Annotated in this window: 17 protein-coding genes; 9 read left to right on the forward strand and 8 right to left on the reverse strand. The window is 65.7% G+C overall.

Features of this window, described 5'->3' with window-relative positions:
• Positions 1–128: 128 nt before the first annotated feature.
• Positions 129–710, reverse strand: coding sequence for a hypothetical protein (locus H1Q64_RS14015; protein ID WP_237905817.1), 582 nt, complete (start codon positions 708–710; stop codon positions 129–131).
• Positions 711–1,118: 408 nt separating this feature from the next.
• Between H1Q64_RS14015 and H1Q64_RS14020 the strand changes: the two genes are divergently transcribed.
• The 5 genes from H1Q64_RS14020 (at position 1,119) to tnpB (ending at position 5,216) form a co-directional block, all read left to right on the forward strand.
• Positions 1,119–2,138, forward strand: coding sequence for a purine-nucleoside phosphorylase (locus tag H1Q64_RS14020; protein ID WP_237905818.1), 1,020 nt, complete (start codon positions 1,119–1,121; stop codon positions 2,136–2,138).
• A gap of 124 nt (positions 2,139–2,262) precedes the next feature.
• A complete protein-coding gene (locus tag H1Q64_RS14025; RefSeq protein ID WP_237905819.1) occupies positions 2,263–2,820 on the forward strand; it encodes a GNAT family N-acetyltransferase in 558 nt (185 codons plus the stop codon).
• Positions 2,821–2,855: 35 nt separating this feature from the next.
• A complete protein-coding gene (guaA, locus tag H1Q64_RS14030) occupies positions 2,856–4,406 on the forward strand; it encodes a glutamine-hydrolyzing GMP synthase (protein ID WP_200528885.1) in 1,551 nt (516 codons plus the stop codon).
• A 229-nt stretch (positions 4,407–4,635) separates the two neighbouring features.
• The gene (gene tnpA, locus H1Q64_RS14035; protein WP_237905820.1) at positions 4,636–5,046 is read left to right on the forward strand and encodes an IS66-like element accessory protein TnpA; all 411 of its coding nucleotides are present in this window, start codon (positions 4,636–4,638) and stop codon (positions 5,044–5,046) included.
• Positions 5,043–5,216 (forward strand): IS66 family insertion sequence element accessory protein TnpB, encoded by a 174-nt coding sequence (tnpB, locus tag H1Q64_RS14040; protein ID WP_330874553.1) that lies wholly within the window; start codon positions 5,043–5,045, stop codon positions 5,214–5,216. Before tnpA ends, tnpB begins: the two co-directional genes overlap by 4 nt.
• 132 nt (positions 5,217–5,348) lie before the next feature.
• On the opposite strand, the gene H1Q64_RS14045 is transcribed toward tnpB, so the two are convergent.
• Positions 5,349–6,257, reverse strand: coding sequence for a transposase (locus H1Q64_RS14045; RefSeq protein ID WP_237905821.1), 909 nt, complete (start codon positions 6,255–6,257; stop codon positions 5,349–5,351).
• Positions 6,258–6,851: 594 nt separating this feature from the next.
• Here H1Q64_RS14045 and H1Q64_RS14050 point away from each other — a divergent pair.
• From H1Q64_RS14050 to H1Q64_RS14065, 4 genes are all read left to right on the forward strand, one after another.
• Positions 6,852–7,556 carry a glutathione S-transferase C-terminal domain-containing protein gene (locus H1Q64_RS14050; protein ID WP_237905822.1) on the forward strand — a complete coding sequence of 235 codons (705 nt, stop codon included), beginning with the start codon at positions 6,852–6,854 and terminating at the stop codon, positions 7,554–7,556.
• A 72-nt stretch (positions 7,557–7,628) separates the two neighbouring features.
• Positions 7,629–8,450, forward strand: coding sequence for a hypothetical protein (locus tag H1Q64_RS14055; RefSeq protein WP_237905823.1), 822 nt, complete (start codon positions 7,629–7,631; stop codon positions 8,448–8,450).
• 775 nt (positions 8,451–9,225) lie between these two features.
• A complete protein-coding gene (locus H1Q64_RS14060; RefSeq protein ID WP_237905824.1) occupies positions 9,226–9,651 on the forward strand; it encodes a type II toxin-antitoxin system Phd/YefM family antitoxin in 426 nt (141 codons plus the stop codon).
• 2 nt (positions 9,652–9,653) lie between these two features.
• Positions 9,654–10,103 carry a hypothetical protein gene (locus H1Q64_RS14065; protein ID WP_237905825.1) on the forward strand — a complete coding sequence of 150 codons (450 nt, stop codon included), beginning with the start codon at positions 9,654–9,656 and terminating at the stop codon, positions 10,101–10,103.
• 7 nt (positions 10,104–10,110) lie between these two features.
• On the opposite strand, the gene H1Q64_RS14070 is transcribed toward H1Q64_RS14065, so the two are convergent.
• The 6 genes from H1Q64_RS14070 to H1Q64_RS14095 all read right to left on the reverse strand — a co-directional run bounded on the left by H1Q64_RS14070 (position 10,111) and on the right by H1Q64_RS14095 (position 18,509).
• A complete protein-coding gene (locus H1Q64_RS14070; RefSeq protein WP_237905826.1) occupies positions 10,111–10,686 on the reverse strand; it encodes an IS1595 family transposase in 576 nt (191 codons plus the stop codon).
• Positions 10,610–11,023 carry a transposase-like zinc-binding domain-containing protein gene (locus H1Q64_RS14075; RefSeq protein WP_237905827.1) on the reverse strand — a complete coding sequence of 138 codons (414 nt, stop codon included), beginning with the start codon at positions 11,021–11,023 and terminating at the stop codon, positions 10,610–10,612. The genes H1Q64_RS14070 and H1Q64_RS14075 overlap by 77 nt, the downstream gene beginning before the upstream one ends.
• 183 nt (positions 11,024–11,206) lie before the next feature.
• A complete protein-coding gene (locus H1Q64_RS14080) occupies positions 11,207–11,824 on the reverse strand; it encodes a hypothetical protein (RefSeq protein WP_237905828.1) in 618 nt (205 codons plus the stop codon).
• Between the two features lie 84 nt (positions 11,825–11,908).
• Positions 11,909–12,361 carry a hypothetical protein gene (locus H1Q64_RS14085; RefSeq protein WP_237905829.1) on the reverse strand — a complete coding sequence of 151 codons (453 nt, stop codon included), beginning with the start codon at positions 12,359–12,361 and terminating at the stop codon, positions 11,909–11,911.
• A 63-nt stretch (positions 12,362–12,424) separates the two neighbouring features.
• Entirely contained in the window at positions 12,425–16,585 is a 4,161-nt protein-coding gene (locus H1Q64_RS14090; protein WP_237905830.1) for a hypothetical protein, read from the reverse strand.
• Positions 16,586–16,619: 34 nt separating this feature from the next.
• Entirely contained in the window at positions 16,620–18,509 is a 1,890-nt protein-coding gene (locus tag H1Q64_RS14095) for a hypothetical protein (protein ID WP_237905831.1), read from the reverse strand.
• Between the last annotated feature and the right edge of the window lies 1 nt (position 18,510).

Genomic DNA, 18,510 nt, shown 5'->3' on the forward strand with positions numbered 1-18,510 from the left:
GGTCTTATTTACTTTTTGTACAATTAATCTATGAGGGAATTGGCGGCGAAAGACATGAGCCTAACGGTAATCGAAGGCCCCATTGCCGATCAGACGACGGACGGCGTCGCCGAAGGCGGCAAACGGACTCAGGTTGATGCCGAAATCGGCGATCTTCTTTGACGCATCGTCGCCACCATCCTCAACGGCGAGGAAGTAGGCGTTGGCCTGAGCGTCCCTGCTCGTCGCCGGGGAGGGCGATGCCGAAGATTTGTCGACGCGGATCGGGGAATTGTCCGGCTGTGTCGGCGTGTCGGCGTGTCGGACCGGCGCTGGCCGCGCTGAAGGAGCACCGCTCCGCCGAGAGCGCGGTTGGCGGCCTCCGAATCGAAATCGACGGTGGCGACATCGACACCGGACTGCGCGAAGCCGATGCGTTTCAGACGTGTCGTCAAACCCTTCGCCACCTCATCGCCGGTCAGAGTGCCGGCGCGCACGGCGTCGTCCAGTTTCCGACGGTCCTCGTCGCCCAGCGCCTCGTTGAACATCGTAAGAGCATTGCCTTTTAGGGCCGTTGCCAGAGCGCTGAGATCCACGCTGTCGTTGGCTCCGCCATTTCGGACGGTCGTCGTGGCAATGGAAGGTGTCGATGTGTTCGTTGAGCGCGATGCCGATCCAGTGCGGAAATATGCGGGAACATCGGCGGGTGATGTGACGCTTGTCGGAGCCATTGGAAAACTCCATTGATCGATGGTCGATGTCATCGTGGTAGGAAATAGATATTTTTGACCTGTTGATTTAAAAGTTTCAGCGAAGATCAATAATGAAATATTAAAGTTCGAGTCCGAAGCATTCGCTCGATAATGAACTATACGAATACTGGGGTATGAGGTGGGTATTTGGTGTCCGGACTCGCGTCGGAAGGTGACCGTTGGCGACCCGCTAAGAATTTGGCGAAACCAACATGGTAAGAGAGATCGATGGTGGGCCGAAAAATCGGCGAATGCGCGGCGGCCCGAGAAAGGACGAGCGCCGCCACTCATGCGGGGACACACGGACCGGCCTGCTGATTTCGTGCGGGTCAGAGCGCGAGGTTTGCGGCTAGGGTGCAACCTTTCCCCGCATGTTGGAGCGCAATGATGTGGAACACGTCCCGCTGGCGGAGCGCCGCCCTGTCCGCCCTTTTCCTGCTGGGGCTGGGCACCTCCGCCGAAGCGGCTGAGCCGGTCAAGGTCAAGGTGTTCGTCGGCGCCATGTTCGAGATCGGCAAGAACACCGGCGACCGCGCCGGCGAGTTCCAGAACTGGTACGAGCGCTACTGGCAGTCCGCCGAACCGATCGCCGTGAAGGGCGCGTTGAACCCGGTCTACTGCAACGCCGACGGCGTCTGCGGCGCGGTTCTGGGGATGGGCAAGGTCAGCTCCTCCGCGTCCATGCAGGCGATCCTGCTGAACCCGCAGCTCGACCTGTCGCAGGCCTATTTCATCATCTCCGGCGTGGCCGGCACGCCGCCGTCACGCGGCACCATCGCCGAGGTCAACTGGGCGACGTGGCTGGTGGATTACGATCTGGGCCACCGCTGGGCGCCGGAGGAGGGCAAGCCGGGCGAGCCGACCTTCATGCCGCGCAAGGGCTACGAGTCCGTCCGCCTGTTCCAGCTGAACCCGGCCCTGGTCTCCTGGGCGATGAAGCTGACCGGCGACACGCCGCTGAAGGACTCCGACAGCGCCCGCGCCTACCGCCAGCGCTACCCGCAGGACGCCGCCCGGCGCGCGCCCTTCGTCGGCACCGGCACGCACATGACCGGCGACACCTTCTTCCACGGCCCCGGCATGTCCGAGCAGGCGCAGTACATCGCCAAGCTCTACGGCGCCGACGATTACGTCATCACCGAGATGGAGGCCGCGGCGATCACTCTGGTCATCAAGCGCACCCTCGGCTCGGACCGGGTGATGAGCCTGCGTGGCGCCGTCAACTTCGACCAGGGCAACCCCAAGGAAACCACGCTGGAGCATCTCGACCCGAAGCCGGGCGAAACCGCTGGCGGCTTTGCCGAGACGGTGGAGAACGTGGCGCTGGTCGGCTCGCGCATGACCGACCACATCGTTTCCCACTGGGACCAGTGGCAGGCGGGTGTTCCGGCCCTTCCGGCCCAGTAACCCGAAGGCCGGTGGCGCGGCGGCCTTCCACCGTCGCCCCGTCCCGGCCCTTTTGGCTGACTGGACATCCTCCGGCCCGGCTCCCAGTTTCCATTGGGGTGGGCAACGGGTCCGGAGATGTCCCATGGATGAAGCGCTGGTGATTCGCGACGCGCGCCCGTCGGACGCGGTGGGCATCGCCAAGGTCCATGTCGCCACGTGGCAATCCACCTATCCGGGCCTCGTCCCCGATGCCTATCTCGCCAACCTGTCGGAAGCCGCCGCGGCGATGCGCTGGCACAACGCCGTCCAGGCGCACGGGCCGGGGCAGGGCGCCCTGGTCGTGGTGGACGGTGCGGACTCGGTGGTGGGATTCGCCACCTACGGCGGGCGCCGCATTCCCGTGGAAGGGTACGAGGGGGAATTCTACGCCCTCTATCTGCTGGACGAGGCTCAGGGGCAGGGGTTGGGCCGTCGCCTGATGGCGACCATGGCGGAGCGGCTCCAGGAGGGCGGCAAGCGCACCGCCGTGGTCTGGTGCCTGCGCGACAACCCGGCCCGCTGGTTCTACGAGCGGCTGGGCGGTGTCCGGGTGGCGGAACGGCCCATCCGCTTCGCCGGGGCGGAGCTGGTGGAGATCGCCTATGGCTGGCGCGACCTCGCCCCGCTTGCACGCTTGTCCGCGGGGCCTGAAATGCGGTAGTCAGGGGCTTGTCCCCCCGCATCAGGTTGTCGTCCATGTCCGCCGAGCGCGTTCTCATCCTCGATTTCGGGTCGCAGGTGACCCAGCTCATCGCCCGCCGCGTCCGTGAAGCCGGCGTCTATTGCGAAATCCATCCGTTCAGCATGAGCGAGGAGCGGATTCGCGACTACGCGCCGAAGGCGATCATTCTGTCGGGCAGCCCGGCCTCCGTCACCGAAGAGAACGGTCCGCGCGCGCCGGAGGTGGTCTTCACGCTGGGCGTTCCGGTCCTGGGCATTTGCTACGGTCAGCAGACGATGTGCCACCAGCTCGGCGGCGCCGTGTCGGGCTCCGACCACCGCGAGTTCGGGCGCGCCTTCATCGAGGTGAAGCAGACCTGCGCGCTGTTCGACGGCCTCTGGGATGTGGGTTCGCGCGAGCAGGTGTGGATGAGCCACGGCGACCGCGTCACCGCCCTGCCGGACGGCTTCCAGGCCGTGGCGGTCAGCGACGGTGCGCCCTTCGCCGCCATCGCCGACGACGCCCGCCAGTTCTACGGCGTGCAGTTCCACCCGGAGGTCGTGCACACCCCGCACGGCGCGCAGCTCCTGGCGAACTTCGTGCACCGCGTCGCCGGGCTGAAGGGCGACTGGACGATGGCCGCCTTCAAGCAGCAGGCGATCGAGAAGATCCGCGCCCAGGTCGGCAGCGGCAAGGTGATCTGCGGCCTGTCGGGCGGCGTCGATTCCTCGGTGGCCGCCGTGCTGATCCACGAGGCCATCGGCGACCAGCTCACCTGCATCTTCGTCGACACCGGCCTGATGCGCGCCGGTGAGGCGGAGGAGGTGGTGACGCTGTTCCGTGACCACTACAACATCCCGCTGGTCCACCGGAGCGCATCCGACCTGTTCCTGGGCAAGCTGGCCGGCGTCACCGACCCGGAGCAGAAGCGCAAGATCATCGGCGGCCTGTTCATCGAGGTGTTCGACGAAGAGAGCGCCAAGGTCGGCGGGGCGCAGTTCCTGGCCCAGGGCACGCTGTATCCCGACGTGATCGAGAGCGTATCCTTCACCGGCGGTCCTTCGGTCACCATCAAGTCGCACCACAACGTCGGCGGCCTGCCGGAGCGCATGAAGCTGAAGCTGGTCGAGCCGCTGCGTGAGCTGTTCAAGGACGAGGTCCGCGCGCTCGGCCGCGAACTCGGCCTGCCTGCCGCCTTCATCGGGCGCCATCCCTTCCCCGGCCCGGGCCTCGCCATCCGCGTTCCTGGCGAGATCACCCCGGAGAAGCTGGACATCCTGCGTAAGGCCGACACGGTCTATTTGGAGGAGATCCGCAACGCCGGCCTCTACGACGCGATCTGGCAGGCCTTCGCGGTGCTGCTGCCGGTGCGCACCGTGGGCGTGATGGGCGACGGGCGGACCTACGACCATGTGCTGGCCCTGCGCGCGGTGACCTCCACCGACGGCATGACCGCCGACTGGTACCCGTTCCCGCACGACTTCCTGGCCCGCGTGTCGAACCGCATCGTGAACGAAGTCCGCGGCGTCAACCGCGTCGTCTACGACATCACCTCGAAGCCGCCCGGCACCATCGAGTGGGAATGATCCGCGGCGGTCGCCGTCGATAAGGATTGAACACGGAAGGCCGTCAGGAGCAGCGAAGCTCCTGACGGCTTTTTTTATGCGCAATCGGCGCCTGGAATGGTCCGGTGGAGGCGGCTCGTGCGCCCTTGTGAGGTACGCCTCCGGTAAGCACCGCCTTGGCAAAGTAGGGGCCGGCGTCTGAGGTTTGCGTGGCGCGTCATCGCGCGGACGCAAACGAGTTGCAAACGTCATGGCTTATCAGCGGGTCGAGGTTCTGACAGGAACGGAGCGGCGGCGGAATTACACGCCGGCGGAGAAGGAGCGGATGGTCGAGGAGGCTTTCCGCCCCGGCGTGGTGGTGACGGAAGCGCCCCGCCGGCTGGGCGTGCACGAAAGTCTGCTGTACCGCTGGCGGGGGCTGATGAAGGCCACGGGAGCCGCCGTGGCCGAACCGTCCAGCTTCGTCGCGGTGACCATCACGCCGGAGCCGACCGTAACGGAACCGCCGGTCGCGGAGCCCCCTGGACCATTGCTTCCTCCGGTGCCGCCGGCCACGAGCCCGGCGCTCCTCGAGGTCATCCTGCCCAGCGGGGCACGCCTGCGTCTGGAAGGGCCGGTCGACCCCGCCCTGGCGGCGGCCGTCGTCGGTGCCCTGGCATGATCCCGGTGCCGAGCGGGGTGCGGGTGTGGCTGGCCACCGGGCACACCGACATGCGCAAGGGTTGGGCGAGCTTGGCGTTGCTGGTTCAGGAACGCTTCTCCCAGGACCCGCACAGCGGCCATCTCTTCATCTTCCGCGGGCGCCGCGGCGATCTGGTGAAGATCATCTGAACACCTCGATAAACCGGCCTTGATCAACGGTTGAAGCCGCTGAAAGGGTGTGCACCGATGAGAATCCGGCGATTTTGGCCGCCGAAGTACCAATTTCGTGCGAGAATGCGGAAATATGCAGCGGTGTTGGCGCTATGCGGGCGCAGTTCGCCCCTCGAGCCAAGCCAAGCGTCGGAAGTTGTAGGCGAGGTTGGCGATGCCGATCTTCACCGTCGCGCGGCCGAGGCCGATGGTGCGGATGAACAGCCCCATGCGCGCCTTCTGGTCGGCGAACACATGCTCGACGGCCGAGCGCACCGCCGAGCGGGCGCGGTTGGCACGCTGGTGGGGCTCCGGCATCGGCCGGCCCTTCGGCTTGCGGAAATGCACCATGCTGCGGCGCCCCGCCGCCGTGATGGCCGCTTCGTTGGTCTTCGAGCGGTAGGCGCTGTCCGCCCATACCCGGCTGTCGAAAGCGTCCGGGTTGAGCAGGCCCGGCAGTTGCGCGCCGTCGTGCCGCGCCGCGTCGGTGACGATGAAGCGCCGGATCAGACGGAACCGGCGGTCGATGGTGATGTGCGACTTGTAGCCGAACGCCGGGATCAGAAGTCCCTCCACGATGGAAGCGTCGATGATCTGGCCACCCAGAGCAAAGTAGCCACGCTCCTTCAGGTCCGCGTCGAAGCGGGCGAACAGACCCTCCATCGCTCCCGCTGTCACCAGCGCCTCGCCGAACAGCCAGATCGTCGTCCGGTCCGGAACCCGGTCGCCCAATCCCAAACCGAGGAACCGCATGAACGACAGCCGGTCGCGCACCTGATACTCCGCCTGCTCGTCCGACAGGCCGTACAGCGCCTGCAGCACCAGGATCTTGAACATCATCACCGCGTCCAGCGGCGGCCGTCCACCCCGGGAGCGATCCTTGCGCCCCAAGGCCGCGTCCAGCGTCGGGCGGAAAACCTCGAAGTCCACCACTGACAGCAGCCGCTCAAGCGGATCGCCGCTCTTGCTCAGTTCTGCGTAGCGATCCTGCAGATCGAACAGTCCAGGTTGCCCAGCCATGCTCCCTCCACATCCCACTTCAAACCAAGGGAATCACGGGAACACCGACTGCGCTACCGTTTTTCGAGGTATCCATCTGCTCTCATGATTAAGGGACGAATTTCAGAATGCGCAAGGACGATTTGCAACGATGATGATGGCCGCCGCAGCGAGCAGCGCGAGTATGATCCGCCCCAACCTGTCCTGTCGTCGATCCAAGCGCTTGTTCGCCTGCAGCCATGAGTAACCATGCCGGCCACCGCTCCGGCCAGCCTGGAGGGCCAGGGGACGGCGCCAAGCACCCCGATCCCATCGGGACACTCATCCGCCGACCTGAAGCTTTCGCACCTGCATTGTGATAATCGGAACGCAGGTCGCCAGCCGGGCAAGAGCGCTGTCCCGCCCCACTGGCGCTGGGGATCGTCTCGACCTCCCGGCTGGTTGCTTCTCATTTCGCTCCGCTCAATGTGGCCCCTGTCCTAATGATCGGATATTCAATGGTTGCTACTCCATGCCAAGCTGATTAGCGGGCCGAAGGGAATATCGCCGTGGCCGACCATCCCCTACGGTACCGAATCGTGGCCCCAGCCGGGCTGCAAGTGGACGGAGCCGGCTATGATCACGCTGTACACCTACCCCCATCTTTATGGCTTAGCGGACAACAATCCCTACGGCCTCAAGGTTGTGGCGTTTTTGCGCCTGTGTGGATTGTCCTATCAGCAAAAACATATCATCGACGCCCATGACGCCCCTCGCGGGCAGCTGCCGTATATCCTGGATGACAGCACTGTGATCGGAGACAGTGATCTCATCATCGCGCACCTGATCCGACAGCATCACTTGTCGATCGACGACGACCTTAGTGAGGCCGAACGACGCATCGTCCATATGATCCGGCGCACGCTCGATAATCTGTATTGGGTAATGTCCTTCTCGCGGTGGTCCGATGAGCGTTTTTGGCCCTTGTTTCGGAGCCAACTGCTCAACACGCATCCAGACCTCACTGAAGCACTTCTAGAGGCAGCACGGGAATACAACCTGAAGCGCTACTATTTCCAGGGTATCGGCCGTTATGATCGTGACCAAGTCTACAGCCGCGGTCTCGCTGATCTGAATGCCATCGCTGGCGCCTTGGCAGACCGGCCCTTCCTGTTCGGCGACACCCCACACAGCGTCGACACGGCGCTGATGGGCTTTCTGCCCAACATTTACTGGTACGAAATCGATACCCCGTTGCGCGCTTTTGTTACGGCACAGCCCAACCTAGTCGACTTCTGCCATCGCACGGCTCCGTTGGTGAGTTTGGCGCAGCCCGTATAGGGGAAGCCTTGGCTGGCGAATCTGGACGGGAACCAGCGTCACGTCGGCGTGGCCGTTAGATGGAGGCAATCCGTGCCCTTCGCTCGTGCTTTGGCCTATATGGTCTACACGCTGTGGGTTTCGGTTTGCGCTTTCGCCCCGGAGTTGCTCTGGCAAGGGTTTGTGTTGATGCGTGGCCATTTCGGGGCCGCAGAACTGTTTTCCGCACTGTTCATTGGTACGCTCTTCGCCTTCTTCGTCGAACCGCTGATGGAACGGCTCAAGGCCGGGCGATGGCATTTGGCGCACGCACCATCCGGTGGAATGCTGCTTGGTGTTCTGGTGTCGCTGGCCTTTGGGATTGTCGTCGTGTGCATCCACGAAGCGATGATTGCGTATATCGGCGCTGAACACGCCGGTGACGAGGCTAAGAAAGCCAGTTTGGCACGAGCGATCGACAGCGCTTGCGAGTGGGCTTCGATTCCGGCAGCGGTCACGGCCGCTTGGTTCGTCTCGGGCACGTCTCGCCGGCTGGCTCTTCCGGCGACGGGCTTAGCGTGCGTATGGATTGTCTTCATCGGCCACTCTTATGGATGGGGTTGGCCGATCGTGGTGACGAGCGCAGTGCCGGGCTTTTTGATCGCACTGATTGGCAGCAGAATCGTTCTTCGCCGTTGGGATGCGAGCACCATTCCGGTGTTAGCGCAGCTCACGGCGTGGGTAGCAGGGAGTTGGATGCTACTGGCTTGGGGAGTTCAGGCGGGTTCCGAATTGATCGACAGCCCAGGCCTACAGCTTTACACGCCGGAGGCCTTCTACGAGGATCTTCGCTTTTACCTTGGCTGGTGTCTGGGCCTCTCGGTCGCCCCCAACCCGGTGCCGGACAATGGGGCACAAAACGGTCGCGCAACCTGAAGCGTCCACTGGCTTACGGTCGAGTTCGGAGCCCCAAACATCCATACCACGAGCACGCTGGTCGGGAATTGTCAACTCGTCGTGTCGGCCGTCGACGATTTCGCCGGCTGGTGCACGGCGAGGCCGGTCCGGCGGCTGAAGAGGGGATGTTGATTCGCCCGCGGTGCAGCTGAACGCCCGATTCGCTCAACGTCGCCGCTCAGGCCTAGACAAGTCCAAATCAGGCTGCTCCGTGTGCACATGGTGTGCACGGGAAATTTTCGTACAAAATTGGAAAGTGAGGATTCTCAAGGGGTTCGATTACCATGTGTGCACAGCCTTGTGCACACGAAAAAGGACCCCAACCAACCCAAAAGCAAGAATAAAAACAGTGGGTTAGGTTGGCTGGGGCGCCAGGATTCACAGCTGGATCGGTCGCACGGACGCGATCCCGCGGAAACATTGGAGTTCCGAACGGTTCGTCAAGGACTGTAGCACCGGAAAGTGCTACAGTCGAGGGTACAATCCGTGCGGCGGCGGGAGACGGTCTGCGCACCGGTGATCCGCTCGGTGCCGCCGGCGAGGGACCCGGCCCGCCGCTGGAAAGGCCGTCACCGCTTCGGGCGAACGGCCGCTCGATCCCGCACCCGGCGTTGGCGGCCCGGGCGTCACGGCGTGTCGCGCCGCCCAGCGCAGACGCCTGGACGGACGGACGACAGCGCGCATTCTGCCGCGGCGTGCACTTGCTGTCCGCCCGGACGGTGAAACCGGAAGCGGCCAATCCGGATACCCAGACGTGCCACATGACGCCATCGCCGGGCCGCGTTCATCCAAGGAGCGATTCAGGGCGGAGCGATTCAGGAAGGCTCTGTTATCGAAATATGTTGAACACCGCTCCTCGCTGCAAGGCACCTTAACAATAGCCAACATGTTACGTAACATATTCCGTAAGATCGATATGGAGGTGGCTATGCCGCAAGTGAGTTCGGGGGACGTGCAAAAGAACTTTGGCGAGTACCGGGTGCTCGCCGAGAAAGAGCCTGTATACGTCTCGCATTACAACAAGCCGTCAGTCGTCATCGTGTCGGCCGAAGAGTACGCGCGCCTGAAGAAGCGCGACAAACAAGTCATGGCAACCGATGATCTGCCTGAATGGCTGGTCGAGCAGATCGCAAATTCGGAGATGGAAGCGAGATTTAATTACCTCGACGAGGATGCCTGACCATGCCGCTGCCGAAACTGGATCTCGGCTTGGTCGCTCAGTACGAATACAAGTGGCACCAACGAAAGGACGCCCCGACCGCCGATAACGACCATCCGGCGTGCGTTGTTGCGACATTCAAGAAGAAGTCGCAGGACGATACCGACCCGAATGCCGAACAAGATCAGTATGTTGTCTATCTGCCAATTTCCCACACGCCACCATCCGGTGACGAGGTTGGGATCGAACTTTCCGATCATGCCAAGCGAAAGGCTGGACTAGGTTCCGCCCCACAATGGCTATTGATCTCGGAGTGCAATCTCGACCTCTGGCCGCAAGACTTGCGGAACCTTCCGCGCCAGCCCGGTCGTTTTCACTACGGCCATCTGCCGCCGAGCGAGTTCCGTCGCATCCGGGACGAGTTCGTCGAACGCTACCAAGCCAAGAAGGTCTTGCAGATGCGACGGTACTGATGTCTGGTCAGGCCATGGCCGCCGCGAGAACACTCAGCGGAGGCGCTCCGTTGCCGTGCCGGTCCACCATGCGCCGCCAGCCCAGGCAGTTGGGCAGGTGCTTGGTGGCGACGCCGCGGAAGCGGCGCATCCAGCCCTTCAGGCGCTCGTGGCAGGCGTTGACGTGTTGGATGTGGAACACCCGTTCCTTGACCCGCGTCCCGGCCTTCACGTTGAGCGGCTGATGGGCGAAGCCCTCGGCCTTGGCTGCCGCCTTGTAGAACGCCGCGCCGTCCGTGCAGAGGAGCGTGTCGCGGTTGAGGATCGGCTTGAGGACGGGCGTCACGCTCGCTTTGCTCAGCGACGGCAGCATAGCATCGGTGGTCGCACCGTGGCGGTCGCGAACGACGATTACTGCCACCTGCTCAGCGGACAGGCCCCGTTTCGACGCCTTGCCGCCACGCTTGCGCGGCTTGCGGTCGGGCGGCGGCGTGGTCGGCTTGCCCTGTTCGGCCCGCGCCCATGCCTTAGCCTTTGTGGCTCTCCAGGAAGAACGTCTCGTCGGCCTCGACGATGCCCGTGAACGTGGCGTCCTTCTGGTCACGCGGCGCGGCCAGCCAGCGATGGCGCCAACGGAAGGTGGTGGTGTAGTGGACGCCGCGCTTTTCGGCGGCCTTGCGCACGCTCAACCCGTCGCGCAGCGCCTCGCCATAGGCCGACCACGCCTCGCGGTGGTGCAACCGCGCCAGCGGCGTGCCGGTCAGCGCGTTGAAGGTCTTGCGACAGCCCTTGCAGCGGAACCGTTGGATGCCCTGCGACTGGCCCCACTTCTGGATGGCGTCACCCTGACAATGCGGGCAGCGCGGCGCGTCAGCGACGCGGGCGTTGACCGTGCTCACCACCTCGTCCAGCGCCGTCGTCTGCGTCAGCGTTCCGACCACCGTCCGGCGCTACCGAGGCGTGTGGTCGCCCAGCCGCGCCACCATCGCCCTGAACTTGCCTTCCTGCATATCCAGCTCTCCTGGCGTCAGATATGTGGAGGTAGGGAGGCGTCAACAATGACTGCTGACAGAGCCTTCAGGAATGTCGCCTCTCCGCGGATGACCGCAGCTGTCGGGCTGTGCTCACAGTCGCTTCAGGGTGCACTGATTGAAGGCTTGGATCGCGTCTCCGGCGGTTCGGGTCGGCACGTCGAGCATGCTGCCGCGGCCATCGCTCAACGAGATGTTGGTCGAATTGCCGAGGTGACGCATCAGGCTGGATGCGTCGAAGCTGCCCGGGGGGATCCAGGCAACGTGCTGGGCCACGGCCTGAAACTGCTGCCGCATCGTGATCCCGTTGCTGACGCGGACGGTTCCGGAAAAAAGCGGGGCTTTCTCGCTGAAAGACCGCTTGTTTGTCTCAAGAATTACGCGCAGACCACTGTCCTGGCTGACCTGAAAGGTGACGCCACCCGCACCGCCGGCGGTCCAATCCATCGCGCAGTATCGAAACGGCGGCTTTCCCGGATTCCGGATGTCGGCATAAATCACCTTCCATCCCTCACCGGTTTGCGCCAGGAGCGTTTCTCCGGGTTTCATTGGCGCGGATGGTGCCGCCGTGGGGGTGGAGGCGTCGGCGCGTTCGAGCATTTGGGCGAGGGTGGGCCCCGTCGCCGGCGTGGCGCCGTTCTGGTGGGTCTGGCAGGCGGTGAGCGCCAAGGCGCCTGCCGCCACCGCGATCAGACCGGAAATGCGCTGCATGGGGGTACTCCGTAAAACGACATCGGTGGCGGAATTTTTTGAACCGGGCAGGCGCGGAACGCGCGGTGTCTTCGTGCCCGGTGATCAAGAGCCGTCTGCGGTGGTGACGTGGAAGACCCCGTCCGTTTCGTTGCGGGCCAGGACCGTTCCGCCGTGGCTCCAGAACTCCAGGCATTCCGTATGGGAGGCGCCCGCAAGGCAGAGCCGGTTGTCCTGAAGGAACCAGCGCTCCGGCCTCGGTTCAGGCGGCGCGGCGAACAGCGAACGGCCGGCACGGTGGTCCGGAGCGAGATGGATCGTCCATCCGGGCGGGTTGCACATCGCCGACCGGCACAGGGCCGACGAGATGAAGAACCACGTGGGCCGGTCGGTCGGTGCGAAGGTTTCGGGGGAGACGCGGGTAGCGTCCGCGGGAATTCCGCCGAACAGAGACTTTGGAGCGACGGATTGCGCCCCGGTCGTCTGACGGTTGCAGGCGACAAGACCCACGCACAGCGCCAGCAGCGCGGCGCGGCGGATCACCCTGAGACGTGTCACCGCCTTCTCCTTGCAGTACGTGCAGGGACAGGACGGGTGGGCTGCCCCCGTCCTGTCCGCCCCCTATTTGCCGAGCTTCGCCTTGGTCGCGCCAGCCGTCATCCGATCGCCATCCACCCAGCCTTTGGCGGTCTGGAAGAGAACCTGCGTGATCTCGGTCGGCTCGTGCGTGTCGAGCGAGAGGTTCAGGATCGACGCCACGGGCGAAGCCGCGACCCAAGCCGGAACATCCTTGGCGTAGAGTTGCGCCGTCACCATGGATGCCTGCACGCCGTCGCGCGCGGCCGGCACCGTGTAGTTCGTCACCACGGCCCGGACGCCGCCGAAGCAGAAGGCCTCGCGCGCCGCGTTCCAGCTTTTCTGCCCCTCGGCGGTGAGGTCGATGTTGACGACTTGCTGCGTGTTGCCAAAGCCGGCGTTGCGCTGTTCGGTGCCGGCCACGCGGACCAGACCGCCGGCGGTCAACGCCTCCAGCTTCGACGTGTTCTGACTCCAGGGTCCTGAGGCGACCACCGGCAGAGGCCACTGGTTCTTGGGGTGGGTGTACCCCGTGGTGGCACAGACGAGCCGCCCGTCCTCGATCCCGGCGGCCATGTCGGCCTTCGTCGCTTCCTCGCTGTTCGGGTCGAGCAGACGGGGAAGCCGCCGCCAGTCCTCCATGAGCGACTGCCAGACAGCCGGCTGCACGTCCACCGACTTGCCGGCGGCCTCGACCGCGACGCCAACCAAACCCTTGCCCTTCTCAAGCTCCTTCAGGCTCACCCTGGCAGGCGTCTTTCCGGACAGGGTCAGCGTGTGGGTCCGGCCGAACAGGCCGGGCGCTTCGTACCCGGCGACCTGCACCGGGGCGGACGGATCGGCGGCCAAGGCGCAGGTCAAATCCCGCAGCGTCCGTGTGCCGTCGGTGACAGCCAATGCAACGGCGGGCGCGCCATCCTTCAGGTTCGCTTTGCCAATGGCCTTGTCGCAACTCGCCTGCTTCTGCTGGGCGCGAATGGCGACGATCCGGTCGTTGGCCGCCATGGCGAAGCGTTGCGCCACCGGATCGGGCAACTCGTTCCCTGTCCGGTCGCGCAGCTCGACGATCTGCGACACCCCCTCGTCGGAAGCGGGAATCTCGGCCAGCTTGGCGCGGATTTCGGCGTCGAGCTTGGCCAGGATCGCGTCCGCCCGGTCCTTGCCCGCCTTGCGGACGGCCGCAATTGTCGGCGCGTCCAAGCCGACGATCGGGCCGCCGGCGAGGTCCATGGCGTCGGTGTAGCCCTCGGGGGTTTCGGGCAGCTCGGCCAAATTCTTCAGGATGGTGGCGTGAAACTCCTTGCCGATCTCCGCCTTGCGCCGCGCGATGGCGTCGGCAATCCGGGTCGCCGCGTCCTTGGGCAGCGTCGCGGCATCCGCCGACCGCGCCAATTCCTCGATCCTGCCCAGCCCGATCCCGTCCGCGCCGACGGCGGCGATTTCCTTGCCCAGCACCTCCTCCATGACGGTTGTGCGGCGCTGCGATGCGGCCTCCGCGAAGGGCTTGGCGATCGCTTCGGGCAGGGCGGCGATGCTCGGCCGCGCCATGAGACCGTCGATGATCTCGAGGCCGTTCCTCTCGGCCGGAACGGCGGCAACGGAGGCCCGGAACTCGTCGACGGCCTTGCCGGCGATGATGCCGCGCCGATCCTCGAATGCCTTTTCCAGACCCTGCGCGGTGTCGGACCACAGCGCCGGGGCGGAGGAGCGAACACTGTGCGCCACGGCCTGAAGCCGGTCGAGGCCCTCCAGCGTCTCCGGAATCTGCGCCAACTGCTCCTTGATGGCCGCGGCGACGCGGGCGGCGTGGACCTCGCCGAACGCCTTCAGCTCCGCCGTGGCCGCCTTGCCCTCCTCGATGGGGAGAGCGGTGAGGATCGGGCCGGTGCGGCCGCCGTCACGCAGTTCGGCCATCGCCTCAATGGTCGGCGGCAGTTCCTTCAACCGCGCCAGTTCGCCGGCCAGCGCGGCGCGCTGCTTCGGGATGTCGCGCAGCCGTTCGATGTGCGGGGCGAGCGGCTTCAGAAGCTTGATGTTTCCGGCGATGAGGTCGGCACGCCGGGTTCCCGTCATGCCGCGCGCGCAGATGTCCAGCTTCTGCTCCACCTCGGTCACCTGCGCCGGTTCCCAGTTGGTTGCCGGAACGCCGAAGCTGGCGCTTGAGAGCGGGTCGAGCACGCCCTTCGGAATGGGCGGCTTGCCGCCGAGCACCAGGTCCAGCGGAACGCCGTCCAGCGCCCAGGACAGGGCGGAGGCGCAATCGCCGCTGCCGAAGCTCCCTGCCGCGGGCGGCTTGCCCTTGGCGAGGTCGGGTTCCGGCAGGGCGGAGGCGAAGCTGCCCAGATCCTGCCCCTGATACACGAAGCCCGTCGGCTTGTGGCTTTGGAAGGCGTCGAGCAGCGCCGCGCGCTCCTCCACCGTGACGTCGGGCGTGAGGTTCGGCAGCAGGATGGGGATCAGCGTGTGGATGTGGTCGTACTTTACCCCGCGCAGGATCGCCGCGAACTCCTTGGCGGGCAGCGGCTTTTGCAGCGCGGGAACCAGATGGAGATACGCCTGCCGCCGGTGGTGCTCGTCCTGCGGCAACCCTCCGATGTCCAGGAACTCCGCGGCGGACAGGCCGCTCCGCCGCGCCGCGATGGCCTTGATCAGGTTGGCGCGCGCGTCGGCGTGGAACGGCTGCATGTACAGCGCCAGTTCGTTCGCCTTCAGTCCGGGGTCGAGCCGGGCGGCCAGCGCCGCCAAGGCGGAGAGGCGCGGGTGGTCGGACAGATTGCCCAGCAGCGTCGGAAGGTCGCTGGGCTTCAGGTTGTCGACCATGACCGGGGCAAGGACGTCAATGGCCTGCGCGCGGCCGTGAGCCTGCAGCGCACCCAGAATGGTGGCGGCGTCGGCCACCGTGAGGTCCGGCCTGAACAGCGGGGCCAGCGCCGTGATGGCCTCGATCCGCTCATGGTCCTTGATGCCGCCGAGAAGTGAACGCGCCGCCTCGGGCCGCTCACTCGACGGTATCGGTAGCATCAGCGGCGCCAGCGCCTTGATCCCCTGCGAACGGTTCCGTTCCTGCATGGAACCCAGCGCCGTGCTCACCTCCGCGACCGTGAGGTCCTGGCCGAGCTGATGAAGGATGGTGTGCAGGGCGTTGTTGCGATCACCGTCCTTGAGGTTGCCGAGGAGGTCCCGAACAACGGCGCTGCGTTCGGCGCCGGGGATCGGCGCCATGATGGGGGCGAGCCCCCGTTGCAGGGCCTGCACACGCTGATAGCCCTCGATACCCTGGAGAAAGGCGATGGCGGTTCTCGCCGGCAGTTCGCCGCCAAAGGCGGGCGCAAGCTGTTCGACCGCAGGGACGCGGTCGCCTTCCTTGATGCCGGCCAGAAGGGTCGTCGCCGCGGCCACCTGCTGATCCACCGGAACGGGGCTGAGCTTCGTCACCAGCTCGCGGATCGCCCGCACGCGGCCGTACCCCTGGATCCGATCCAGCAGCGCGGCGATCTCCGCCGGGGGCAGGCCGCGCTCGGGCAGGCGCGGAGCCAGCAGGGCGATGAGGTCCAGCCGGGCGTCGCCCGCAAACTCACCCAGCACGAGGCTCAGGTCGGCGAAGGACAGCCTGTTCGGAAGCTTGTCCACCCCCTGGCGGATGCTGCGGTGGCGTTCGGAGTCCTTGGCCGGCAGCGTGGCGACGAACTGGCGGATCTCGTCCGACACGGCGGTGGCTGGAGGCGGCAACGGCGTGTCCTTGGGCGCCGGAGGCACCGCCGACGCTTCGGCCGCCTTCGGCTGGGGCTTCGCCTCGGCTTTCGGCTCCGGCTTGGCTTCGGCCTTCGCCTCCGCTTTGGGTTCGGGCCTCGCCTCGGCCGGTGCGGCGGCTTTGGCCTCGGCGATCAGGCGCTCGATGTCCTTCGGGTCGAAGGCGCCGATCTTCTTGCCTTCGGCCAGCAGCCTGCCGAGTTTGGTCTCCGCGTGTTCGGCGACGATGCGTTGGACGTCGGCCTGTGCCTTCGTCAGCAAGTCCAGACGCTTGGCCGCGTCGGTCTCGGCGCGCGCTTTGGCGGTCAGGTTCATCGCTTCCACGAAGAGTTCCTGCGCCGGGTCGGCGGCGAGAACGGTCTGGATCGGCGCACCGGCCGCGGCGGCCAGCAGGAACACCGCCGTCCCCCGGCCCAGCCATTTCTTGCCCAGCGGTGCCTTGCTTCGCGTGGTCATGGGTTTGTTGTCTCCGAACTTGGGGCGGCGCGGATCAGGGGCGCTTCTTGGGGATGAGCGTTTCCCAAGGGGTGTTGTTGATGGTGATGCTGCCATCGGGGTTGATGTCGACGCGGTACGCGTGCGCGCTGCGGTCGCCGAGCTTCGACGGTTCGCCCAGGCCGCGCAGCCCGACGACGACCGGCACCATCTCGGCAAGCCGCGGCTGGGTGGCACCGTCCTTGTCGAGACGGGCCTTGATGAGGTCCAGGCCGGCGACCTGCACGTCGAACCCGCCGGACACCATCAGCTTCGCCATGGGATTGATCATGACGGCACCGGTCGTGCTGATCTCCGCCTGCTTCGCCGCGACCGTCAGCGTTTTGACTCCCAATTCCGGCTTCGCCTCGAACACGGCGTTCTGCATGGCGGAGAGGGGGTTGGCCGCGGCGGTCTGTCCCGTGCTGCCCAGGAACCACGACTTGGCCAGTTCGGCGACGGTCTTGGCGGGCAGACGATCGAGCCGCATCGAAGCGGTCAGGCCGTGGGGAAGCAGCTCGTCCGGGACCTCCTTGACCTCCTGAAGCGCGGTCGTGACCTTCTGCACGTCCACGCCGATCTCGATGGCGGCCAGGGCGGCCTTGTTGTCGTAGCCTATGTCGAGGCCCAGGCGCTCCGCCGACAGGATGGTCTGCGCTCCCTCGGCGACGGCGAACCCGTCGACCGTGTAGCTCAGCTTCATGCCGTCCCATGCGGCCTGCGCGAGGATGTCGAGAAACTGCGAGGCGGCGTGGTCCTTATCCTGCTTTGCGCCGATCGCCTGAAGACCGCCGAGGTCCTGAAGCCGCTTCATGGTCTCGACGCTGATGCCCCGGCCTTCGCTCCCGATGACGAAGCGCTTCACCGAGAGGCGCCGATCGCCGGGTTCGGGCGGAGTCACGAGGAGGGCATTGATTTCCAGAAGGCCGGTCATCGACAGGGTGCCGTCGGCCTCCTTCGTCGCCTGCCGCCCTTTCAGCGAGTCCAGGCGGTAGATGTCAACGACCGCGTCGCCCTTGTGGGCGTGGGCGCGTAGGTCCATCAGGTCGAGGTCGCCGTCGGTCAGGAAGCCCAAGTCCGTGCGCCACGTTCCGGACGCCTTGCCTTCTCCGATGGTGAAGGACATCAGCTTCTGCGTATGGCTGACGAACATCGCCACTTCGGGCGGGACCTTGAAATCGACGAGGTAGCCTTTGTCTCCGGCCAGGCGCTTCACGCCGACGTCGACGTCGCCGAACTCGAGCCGCGTGCTGCCCATTTCCACCTGAAAGCCGCGGAGTTGGACGACGATCCGGTCTCCCTGCTCGACCGCGCGCAGCGGCTCGCGCACGCTGGGGGAGAGTGGCACTGTCCGCGTTGCCAGGAAGGTGTCGATCCCGACGGCGATGTCGGACAACATTCGGCCAGTCGGGGTGGCTGGATCGGCGTCGATGGGCAACCCGCGCACGCGGGCCGGACGCGGCGGTTCCGAAGCCGCCGGTTCCGGAGCCGGGGCGGTTGCCGGTGCCGCATCCGGCGCGGCGGCGACCTGCGGCGCCGGATGCGGCACCGGCTGGCGTTCCGCGGGCTGCGGCGCGGTCTGGCCGCCGGCCTCCGCGAGAAGCTGTTCGACCTGCTTGCGTTCGAAGGCGCCGATGCGCTGGCCGTCGCGGAGCAGGGCGGCGAGCTTGGTGTCCGGGTGCTCGGCGACGATCTTGTCCAGGTTGCCGATGACGCGCTTGAGCATGTCGGCCCGCTTGGCGGCGTCCGGCTCGTTGCGGGCCTTGGTGGTCAGCGTCAGCGCTTCGGAGAACAGGGTCTGCGCCGGTTCGGCCGCCGATGCGGCCATCGGTTCGCCGACCGCGGCGGCGGCCAGAATGAACACCGCCGCACCCCGGCCCAACCACGTCTTGCTTTGCGTTTTCATC

Source organism: Azospirillum brasilense (assembly GCF_022023855.1).
In the GTDB taxonomy this organism is placed as follows: domain Bacteria; phylum Pseudomonadota; class Alphaproteobacteria; order Azospirillales; family Azospirillaceae; genus Azospirillum; species Azospirillum brasilense_F.